Annotated in this window: 11 protein-coding genes; all 11 read right to left on the reverse strand. The window is 69.8% G+C overall.

The annotated features are described in order from the left end of the window. Nucleotides 1-9 precede the first annotated feature (9 nt). The 11 genes from ACIGYR_RS36190 to ACIGYR_RS36240 all read right to left on the reverse strand — a co-directional run bounded on the left by ACIGYR_RS36190 (nucleotide 10) and on the right by ACIGYR_RS36240 (nucleotide 7719). Nucleotides 10-390 carry a hypothetical protein gene (locus ACIGYR_RS36190; protein WP_399608982.1) on the reverse strand — a complete coding sequence of 127 codons (381 nt, stop codon included), beginning with the start codon at nucleotides 388-390 and terminating at the stop codon, nucleotides 10-12. 124 nt (nucleotides 391-514) lie between these two features. Next, the gene (locus ACIGYR_RS36195; protein ID WP_399608980.1) at nucleotides 515-850 is read right to left on the reverse strand and encodes a hypothetical protein; all 336 of its coding nucleotides are present in this window, start codon (nucleotides 848-850) and stop codon (nucleotides 515-517) included. A gap of 93 nt (nucleotides 851-943) precedes the next feature. Continuing rightward, a complete protein-coding gene (locus ACIGYR_RS36200; RefSeq protein ID WP_399608979.1) occupies nucleotides 944-2479 on the reverse strand; it encodes a ParB/RepB/Spo0J family partition protein in 1536 nt (511 codons plus the stop codon). 465 nt (nucleotides 2480-2944) lie between these two features. Then, entirely contained in the window at nucleotides 2945-3241 is a 297-nt protein-coding gene (locus ACIGYR_RS36205; RefSeq protein ID WP_399608978.1) for a hypothetical protein, read from the reverse strand. 184 nt (nucleotides 3242-3425) lie between these two features. Beyond that, a complete protein-coding gene (locus tag ACIGYR_RS36210) occupies nucleotides 3426-3617 on the reverse strand; it encodes a hypothetical protein (RefSeq protein ID WP_399608976.1) in 192 nt (63 codons plus the stop codon). 43 nt (nucleotides 3618-3660) lie between these two features. Beyond that, a complete protein-coding gene (locus ACIGYR_RS36215; RefSeq protein WP_399608974.1) occupies nucleotides 3661-4014 on the reverse strand; it encodes a hypothetical protein in 354 nt (117 codons plus the stop codon). A 77-nt stretch (nucleotides 4015-4091) separates the two neighbouring features. Then, nucleotides 4092-4997, reverse strand: a complete 906-nt coding sequence (locus tag ACIGYR_RS36220; RefSeq protein ID WP_399608973.1) for a hypothetical protein — start codon at nucleotides 4995-4997, stop codon at nucleotides 4092-4094. A gap of 286 nt (nucleotides 4998-5283) precedes the next feature. Further along, nucleotides 5284-6288: a DUF932 domain-containing protein gene (locus ACIGYR_RS36225; RefSeq protein ID WP_399608971.1), complete on the reverse strand. Its 1005-nt coding sequence runs from the start codon at nucleotides 6286-6288 to the stop codon at nucleotides 5284-5286. Between the two features lie 181 nt (nucleotides 6289-6469). Continuing rightward, nucleotides 6470-6772, reverse strand: a complete 303-nt coding sequence (locus ACIGYR_RS36230) for a hypothetical protein (RefSeq protein WP_399608968.1) — start codon at nucleotides 6770-6772, stop codon at nucleotides 6470-6472. Nucleotides 6773-6795: 23 nt separating this feature from the next. Next, nucleotides 6796-7287: a hypothetical protein gene (locus ACIGYR_RS36235; RefSeq protein ID WP_399608965.1), complete on the reverse strand. Its 492-nt coding sequence runs from the start codon at nucleotides 7285-7287 to the stop codon at nucleotides 6796-6798. A gap of 84 nt (nucleotides 7288-7371) precedes the next feature. After that, entirely contained in the window at nucleotides 7372-7719 is a 348-nt protein-coding gene (locus tag ACIGYR_RS36240) for a hypothetical protein (protein ID WP_399608962.1), read from the reverse strand. Nucleotides 7720-8957 lie beyond the last annotated feature (1238 nt).

Genomic DNA, 8957 nt, shown 5'->3' on the forward strand with positions numbered 1-8957 from the left:
CGGAGCGGTCTAGGAGTCGGCCGGGGTGTCGGTGAGCTCGATGCAGGAGGCCGGGACCTTCGCGAGCCGGTAGCGCTTCTCGTCCTTGGCGATGCGGAACCGGGTGCCGTTGTTCGGGTCCAGGCGCAACCGCTTGGTGGAGGCCTCGTCCAGCAGGAAGTCGAAGCGGGTGCCCGTGCGGTTGGGCTGCTGGACGGTGCCGGTCAGCAGGCGCAGGCAGGCCGGGCGGATCGTGGCGGTGATCCGCCCGGTGCGGCCGGGCGTGATGACCGGGCGCTGGTCGGCGTCCAGCTGGAGCAGCCGGCCCGTGGCTGCCTCCTGGACGACGGCCACGGACACGACGTCGGGCAGTTCGCGGATGAAGGCGCGGACCTCGGCAAGGGTGGGCATGGGAGTGTCCCCTTCCTGTTGCGTGGGATGGGCCGGGCATCTGTCACGCCCGGCGGGAACCGGTGCCTGAAGGCGGGCCGGGGGCGGGCACCGGCTGATGCGGTGCTCGCCGGGTGCACGGCGGTCAGCCGAGCGGGTAGAGCACCAGGGCGGCGCGGGCGTTGGCCGGGATCTTCGGGAACAGCTCGCGCAGCTCGGCGGCTGCCGCGAGCTCGCTCTCCAGCGGGTAGACCTCGCCGGTCAGGTCGTAGACGGGGGAGTAGCGGCCGTGCGCGTACGTGCTGAACGGCGAGTAGAGGTTGCCCTCGGTGTCACGGGAGAGCACGACCAGGGTTTCGCCCGGCACGCTGGCCCATTCGTTGCCGACGAGCTGGCGCAGCACGTCGAGGGTGAGCGGCTGGTCTCCCTGGTCTTCCCCGTCTTCCGGCGGCGTGGGCTCCGCAGGGCCGGAGTTGGGCATGGCGGACTCCATGGGGGTTTGAGCGAGTGTGATCCGGGGCCCGGGCACCGTCGGTGCCCGGCCGCGTCGTGCGTGTGAGGCATGGCGGGAAGGTCAGGCGGCGGGTTCGCCGTCGTCGCCCCGGTGTGCGGCGACGGCCTGCTCCTCGACCTCGGACAGCCGGTAGCTGCCCTTGTCGTCCTGGCCGAGCTTTTCCAGGAGCAGCAGGTAGGCGGCTTGCTGGGGGGTGGGGTCCTCCCACAGGAAGCGGACCTGCATGCGGGCGTCGTTCCAGCCCTTCGGCTCGCGCATGTCGCGCTCGAAGGCGGCGGCGACGTGCGCGAACAGCACATGCGCCGTGCGGGCTTTGGACAGGGTGACCAGATCCGACAGCCGCACGCCCTCGAACGGGCTCTCGGGCAGCTTCACGCCCAGGAAGCGGGCCACGTCCTCGGCCTCCTGCCGCTGCGCCCACTTGCCGTAGAAGGAGGGTAGGTCCAGCAGCACCCCGAGGGCGAACCGCCAGGCATCCTCCGGAAGGGCCTTGCTGCCGCGCACCAGCCGGGTGACGAACTCCTTGCGGGGCCCGGCGGCGGCCTTCCAGGCCCGGTTGCACGCGGTGGTGCGGGCCCGCTCAGCGGCCTTCTCCTCGTCCTCGGCCGTCTTGGTCGGCTTCGGCTTCGGGCGCACCTTGTGGCCGTACTCGGCCGGGTCGGCGCAGTACCAGACCGGCCGGTTCTCGTCGTCGAGCCGGGCGCTGTGGCCGGGGCATCCCTTGTGGTTGTCCTCCTCCAGTGGCCTGCCCAGCGGCGTGGTCAGCTCCGACAGCGGGTGAGCGGTGTCCTTCTCCCCGTACGCCAGTTGTGTGGGCAGCAGGGGGATATCCGCCTTCTCCAGTGCCGCGACGGCCTCCTTGCGGGCGGTGCGGTCGTCCTGTTCGGCCTTGAGCAGCGCGAGTTCCTGGTCCCAGTGGCCGCGCCCGCCGCCCTGCTCCGCCTCGTCGCGGGCCAGCGCCTTGAGGAGGCGGTCCTGGGCGCGGGGCACGTCCTCGACCTCGGCGAGCTGGGCGATCTGTTCGAGGTCCATTCCCCCGGCAGAGGCCCGGCGCAGGGTGGCGTCGTCGAGCTGCTGGGCCCGGCCGAGCCGCTTGCCCGTGCCGCGCTTGAGGCCCAGGGCGCGCGCGGCCTTCTTCTGCTCGACCTCGTCCATCCCGATCAGCGACAGTTCGGCGGCCTTCAGGGTGTCCTTGGGGGACATGCCCTGGCGCTGGTGGTTCTCGATCAGGGACAGGAACTGCGTCCAGGCGTCCCGGCCGACCAGGTCGGCGCGGACGTACGCCTTGATCTGCCGCTTGGCGTGGCCTTCCGCCTCGGCGGTGGCGTTGGTGATCTGCGCGGCCTGGGCGCGCCGCCAGCCCTTGAACGCGCCGTACGTGCCGTCCGGGCGGGGGCGGACGCTGACCGGGTCCTGGACACCGACGGCCTTGACGGAGTTGATCAGGTCGGCGTCGGGCTCGGTGTCGTGCTCGCGGGCGTTGAACTCGTCGCGCACGATCGCGTCCGGGTCGAGCAGGACGACGGTCAGGTTCTCCTCGTCGGTGTCGACCGGGACGGATTCGGCCGTCTGGTCGGCGGTGGTGGCTGTGGCCATGTCTGGCCTCCTTGTGCTGGGTTGACGGACGTTCAGCGGCGCCGGGAGAGAGCCACCCTCTCGACATGTTCCATAATACTGCCTTTGGAGGGTGGGGTAACTGAATTTCTCGGCGCTGCTCTACCCTTAAATGTGCAGGTCAGGGGCTCCGGCGGCGACGGGCCGCGTGTACGGAGCAGGCGTACACAGCGCGCGTTCCTCCCCCGATGCGGGGGAGGGATGTCACCTGCTCGGTGCAGGGCAGGCCGCAGTCGACGCACCTGCGGTCATCATCAGCCGCGGGGGCCGGCGCGGGCGGCTGGGGCGATACGGATCGGGGCATGACGGAGCCTCTTTCTCCTTCGGGACGGGGCGCTGTAAGCACACTGCGTAGGCGGGGTGTCGGCGGTTACGAGGGTTCGCCGCTGGTGCCTTCGCGGCGGTGCTGTTCGGCGAGCGCGCGAGCGCCCAGCTGCGATTCGGCCGTCACCCTCCAGCCGCAGGAGCAGGACGCACGGTGGAGCCGTCGTACATCTGGCCGCCCTTGCGCTCGCGCCCCAGCCCGGCGGAATCGCTTCGGTCGAACGGCCGGTGCCATCCGGACGGCTGGCCGGTGCGGGTCAGGTGGCGGGCCTCGGGGGCGCACAGCAGACGCAGGCCTGCGTCCGCCACGGCGGCCACCTTCCAGTGATCCCAGTCGGAGCCCTCCAGTGGGCCGGCGAGCTCCGCGCCGGTGGTGCTGCGCAACTCGATCCGACCGTCCGGCCAGACACGCGCGGACACACCGGGCATACTCCAGCCGACGGACCCGTCGGAATGCCGTTGCGGTGATCCGGCGTCATCTTCGCGAGCAGCCGGACCGAGGACATGGCGGCGGACGGGTGCCGGTGGTCGGCCGTCTCCGGCGCGGCCTCGGCGATGGCAGCCAGCCAGGCCGGGGCGAGCGGGTAGGCCTCGGGGCGCAGGGTCAGCAGCGCGGCGCGGTCCCGGCCGTTGCGGGCGCGCACAGCGGCCCGTACGAAGTCCCCCGTACGAAGTCCGAGGAGCGGGCGTACCTGCGCACGGACACCGGGCCGTGCCCGGTGGTGAACCGGGCCTGCTGGCGGTCGGCGAGCGTGGACAGGTCTGCGGTGTCCAGCGGGGTGTCTGCCTGGGGCACGGCGGCGGTCCTTTCGTGTGCGGGATCTCCCGGAGCGGTCGCGTCAGCGGTGGGGGCACCGGTCGGCGAAGTGCCAGGTGAAGGTGCGCCCCGAGGTCATCCCGTGCGTGGGGCAGCCGGGGGCTAGGACGGAGCCGCCGCAGCGCAGGAGCGTGCAGATGCAGCGCGGGTCAGCGTCGAGGTGGGCGTGTACGTCGGGTTCGGGGTCGGGGAACATGGGGGCCTCCCTTCGCCTCGGGCTGACCTGCCACGTGCGGCCGTGCGGGTCGGTCACGGTGTAGGTGAGGAACTGCGGGTCGTCCTGGCGGCTGTTATCGCTCCAGCCAAGGCCGGCGGCGGTGAGGGCGCGGCCGAGCTGGGCGCAGCGTTCCGGGGTGGCGTGCGCGAACGTTGCCACGGGTCGTCTCTCCTCGTGATCAGGGGCGGGGCCGGGGCGGCCTGGCGGTAGGCCACCCCGGGGAGCGCCGTATCTGCCTACGGGCGGGTGAGCTCGCGGTGGATGCGCTCGCTGGTCTCGTTCGCCTCCCGGCGGACCTGCTCGGCTGCGGCTTCCGGGCTGGGGGCGTAGGCGATCTCGACGGTGTGCTGCTCGCACAGGTCGGACAGTTCGCCCGGATCGGTGGGGGCCTCCTCGACGTGCCAGATGTCGACGTCGTCGCCGCCCTTCCACTGGCCGACCACGAAGTACGGGCAATGGGTGGCCTGCCAGGCCTTCGTGTTCCACTCGCGGGTCAGTTCGTCGGCGTACGCGACGTCGCGCGCGGACTCGGCGTCCAGCGCGGCCACGACCAGGACGCTGCCCCGGATCTGGTCCGCGCGGCGCTGGGCGGCGGCGGCCTGCTCCTGGCGCTCGGCCTCCTCCTCCGGCACGCGCTGAACGAGGTGGATCCGCTCGTCGCTGGTGAAGAGCACGAGGTAGCGGCGGAAGTCCTCGATCCGCGACGGGCGGGCCGGGCCAGTGGTGGTGTCGGCCAGCGTGGCGCGGGCCTCAGCCAGCAGTTTCGCCACTTCCTCGGTTGCCTTCACGCCCGTGTCCCGCTGGTGCTGGTTGCGGCCGTAGTAGACGCGGGCCTTGTCGCGGACGGGGGCGAACTCCACCGGGGCGTAGATGCTGATCATCCGGCGGGCATAGGCGTCGCGCTGGTCCCGCTCGGCCTGGGCGGCGCGCGCGGTGTCGGTAACCTTGCCCTGCGTCCAGCTCAGCGCGGAGGCGGCGCACGACGTGCCGTAGTACACGACGTCTTCGGCGGTGCCGTCCTCGTTCCCGTCGGCGTCCAGCGGCATCAGCGCGACGGTGCGCCTGAGTCCGCGGCGGCCGCAGCAACCGCACGTGTCGTAGTCGTCGACGATGCCTTTGATCGTCCACTTCGGGATGGGCATGGATGGCCTTCCGTGGGGCGGTGGGTGGGCGGTGGGTGTCGAGCTGCTGGGCGTTCGCCGGCGCGGCCTGGGCGCAGGGAGGGAGACGGACGTGTTCTTGGCGCGCGGCCTGCTCCGCAGACGCGACGCGCTGCCGCTACGCGGCAGGGGCCTGCGGGCAGCGCTCCGCGCTCCTGATGCGGGGGTGAGCGCTCCGCGCTCGGGGCGGGTGCGGCCACTACTGGCCGGTGGGGCCGGGTGGGCACCCCCGTGGGGGAGTTGGGGTGCCCACCCGGCGGTCAGGGGGTCAGACCGTGGTGAGGGCGAATGCCTTCTCCATCAGGTCGTTCGCCGCTCCGCTGATGACCCGCTCGGCGCGGGCGTCCGCCTTCTCGGCGTCGGTCTTGCCCCGGGTCGGGGCGACGTGGTTGGCGTACTCGGTGAGCGCGTTGTATCCGGCCCACCGCGTGCCCCGGATACCGGCCTGGGTGTCGGCGTGCTCGAACAGGTTCGAGATTGCCCCCCACCGCTGGCGCTGGTTGGTCTTGGCGCGGGCGTGGTCGCTGTCCTTGACCGGCCACAGCTCGTCCACCACCGACTTCAGCTCGCTGAGCGTCATCTCGGCTTCGATCATGCGCTGTGCGGCCTGCTCGAACTCCTCGGCGTACCGGAACGTCAGACCTAGGGCGGAACGGGCCTGCGCGATGCGGGCCTTGGCTCCGGCGGTGTGCCGCACGACGAACGAGGACCGGGCCCCGTGGATGGCTGCGCGCATGGTGTTCGCGCACACCACCCGGACCGGCGTCACCACGATGCGGAACGCGCTGCCTCCGTCGTGGCTGTTGAACGCTGCGATGTACAGATCCACATCGTCGTTCCCGCCGATCGTGAGACCCTGCGGCATCTTCATGGTCAGGAACACCTGACGGCCGTCCTTGAGCGATCCGGCGGTCTCGAAGTGCGCGCCGGACTCGTCGGCCAGAAGGTTGAGGAACTCGGCGTGTTCCTCGTTCTGCACGGGGTGGTAGTCGCTGCCGACCACTCCGAGCGTCTGCGTGCGGCCGGTCTTCGGGTGCGTGCGCGCGGTCGCGAAGTGCTGCGGTACCTCCAGCGGCGTGGTTCCCTCGGCCGTGATCTCGGTCGCGGTCAGGGGGAGGAGTCGCACGTTCCAGCCGGACAGAGACGCGATGCGCATGGCCTCCTCGGCGGTCATCGCGCCGTCGGTGACGACTCCGAGCTTGTGCCAGGCGCTCGTGTTGGCGGACGCGAAAGCGGCGGTGCCGTCGGTGAACTGCTCGATTTCGTGGGCCACTTGGGGCTTCCCTTCTGGTGACGAACTTTCGGCGTGTCCGGTAGGGGGCCAACCCTTCCGAACTGGTTCCATAATACCTAACTCCGGGGGTGGGGCAACCGATTAAATCCCTGGTGCGCCCCACCCCCGGGGCGGCCTGCTGACCTGCGGTTACGACTGCGGCGGCTTATGCCCAGTCAGGTCACTCTTCCTGCTCGGCAAGGGCGGTGACGCCGTAGTAGAGGTACTCCGGCACGTGGAACACGTTGGTCTCGACCGGGTAGTACTGCGGGTGCTCGGTGACCATCCGAAACATCCGCCACCCGTCGACCGCGTCAGTCTCCGACCACTCCAGAACCTTGCCGAAGCCTGCGAGCGTGTCACCCACTGCGAGGTACTTGACCTCTGCGCGGTAGCGCATGGTACCGGTCCGGTCGCGGCCCTCTTCCTTGACCACATGGGCGCGGGGGTGGGTCTTGAGCTGCTTGGCGATCCTCTGACTCATGATCAGTTCCCTTCTGTGTGGGCCTACCGCTGCCAGTGCTGCGGCAGTGCCGTGACGCTCCACGTGTGGACTCCGGTCAGTGCGGTGACGAATGCGCCGTTCCTGTACTCGCTGAGGCGGTAGAGCACGGACTCTCGTCCTCGGCGGTCCAGCTCGCGCTCAATGCGCGTCACCCAATAGCGGCCGTGGCAGCACTCCTGCGACCCGTGGTAGCTGACCAACTGCCCGATGCTGGGGCCACTGTCCGCGTGCATGGTGGCGGACAGGTTGGACAGGGCCGTACCGAACGTGTGGGGCGGCAACGGCACGTCGGCCAGCGCCGGCCCGGTGTGCCCGGCCCGTACGCCAGAGATCCATCCCACCTCGAACAGGGCCCGGGCCACCTCGCGCACGTCGTGCGGGAAACCGGTGTTCTCGGGGAGCTGTTCCAGTGCCGCCCGGAAAGCGGCCTCCATCTGCTCTCGCTCACCCTCGGTCGCCGGAACGGAGCGGTGGGCGGGCTCAATGCTCGTCATGCGCACAGTGACTTTCCCTCCGGTTGGTGTAGGTGCTGGGACTGTCCGGGGGCCCCGGCAAACCGGGCCCCCCGGAATTGCCTCCTACTTCAGTCCGCGCGTCCGCAGAAATTCACTGATGCGGAATGCGATGGCTCGCACCGAAAGGGATGCTCCTCGGAACGTTCCGAGAATGCGGGGCCCGGTTTCGCTGTCGTGGATGATGTGGAACTCAAACCCCTGAGCGACCGGCAGAAGGATTCGGATGGGACCGGCCGTGGTCTCGAACCGAATTGATGTGGTGTTGTCGTCCTGGTTGTGCTCGATGACTGCGTCACGGAGAAGTTCCGGGCGCGGGAGGAAATTGGCGATCCGGCGGGCTTTCGCGGCCTGAGGGGTCGTGATCTCGTCCGTGCTGGGAGACACCTTGCCTCCGCTGATGACGATTTCCACGCTTACGCCTTTCTGTTGACGAACGTTCGGCGGTGCCGATTAGGGGGCCACCCCTTCCGACATGTTCCATAATACAGCACACTTGATGTGTTGCACCACCTCACGCGCAAACTCCTGCGCCGTCTCCTGCGTCATCCCCTGCCCTCGACCAGCGGCCGGCCTTTCCAACACCCCAGGTCAGGGGGCCTCTTACACGTGGTCGGGGGAGCAGACATCCCCTCTGCTGCCGCTCTCCCTGCCCTAATGAGAAGAAAGGTGTGGGGCGGGCTAGGGCGGCGCGGCGGCCTCGGGGATCGGGGCCGGGGGTTTCAGGTTGCGCGTCGGCGGGGCCTCCGCGCTCGGGCGCTGGCGCGCCCGGACCGCACAGCGGTCTGCCGGAGGCAGCCCAACCCTCCACCCCTGAACGGGCGATCGGGCCCCGGAGGGGCCCTATTACCCTTCCCTCGTATTCCGTGATTTACCTTTCTCCACGGAATGCAATACAAGTCCCCTCGGCTTTAAGGGAATCGGAGATTCCCCCCGAACCCTGCACCGGAAAAACGACGCATGACGGACCCTCAACCTAGACCCCAGTGCCGGAGCACAAACCGTCTCCGCCCGTCTTTTCGTGCCGGAGGAACGCAGGGTTATGGAATGGCAGAAGGCCAATTCCATAACCCACCTGGGCCTTCAGCAGTCGGATGAACTTGACGCTGTCTCAAGAAGCCTGCCTGCTGCAGTTGTGCGACGCTCCCGGGTTCACCTGTGCGGGAGGTACCAGACACGGTCTCCTCAGACCTACTCTCTACGGTGGCCGCGTGTCGCTGGACGCCGACCGGAGACACGCGGCTCCACTTGACCGGTTGACAGCGGTACGGAGATCCCGTACCGGGAGTCATCGTCTTTCCCAGAATCTATCCGCATCAGATTTTGAAGCACATGAGCCCGTTCCCTCACAGTGGGTGCGATTCCCGACCAGTCTTGCCACCCTGGCGGCCCCCACCCCGGCCACCCTGCCTCGTAGCCAGCCCGGCCCGCGACAGCGGGCCCCAAGGTGCTGGAGGCGCAGCCGGAAGGACCGTCAGGCGGGGGAGCGCAGCGGACCCGCCGACCAGGCTGGAGCGAAGCGAAAGCCTGGTAGCGGGACGAAGTCCCGCCGGTCCGGGAGCGCAGCGGACGGACCGTCACCCCTCCTGCGCAGCAGGAGGGGTGAGCGGGTGGCGCAGCCACCCGCCAGCGCTCACGCGGAGCGTGAGCGC

It is taken from the genome of Streptomyces sp. NPDC053076 (assembly GCF_044546845.1).
Lineage (GTDB): Bacteria > Actinomycetota > Actinomycetes > Streptomycetales > Streptomycetaceae > Streptomyces.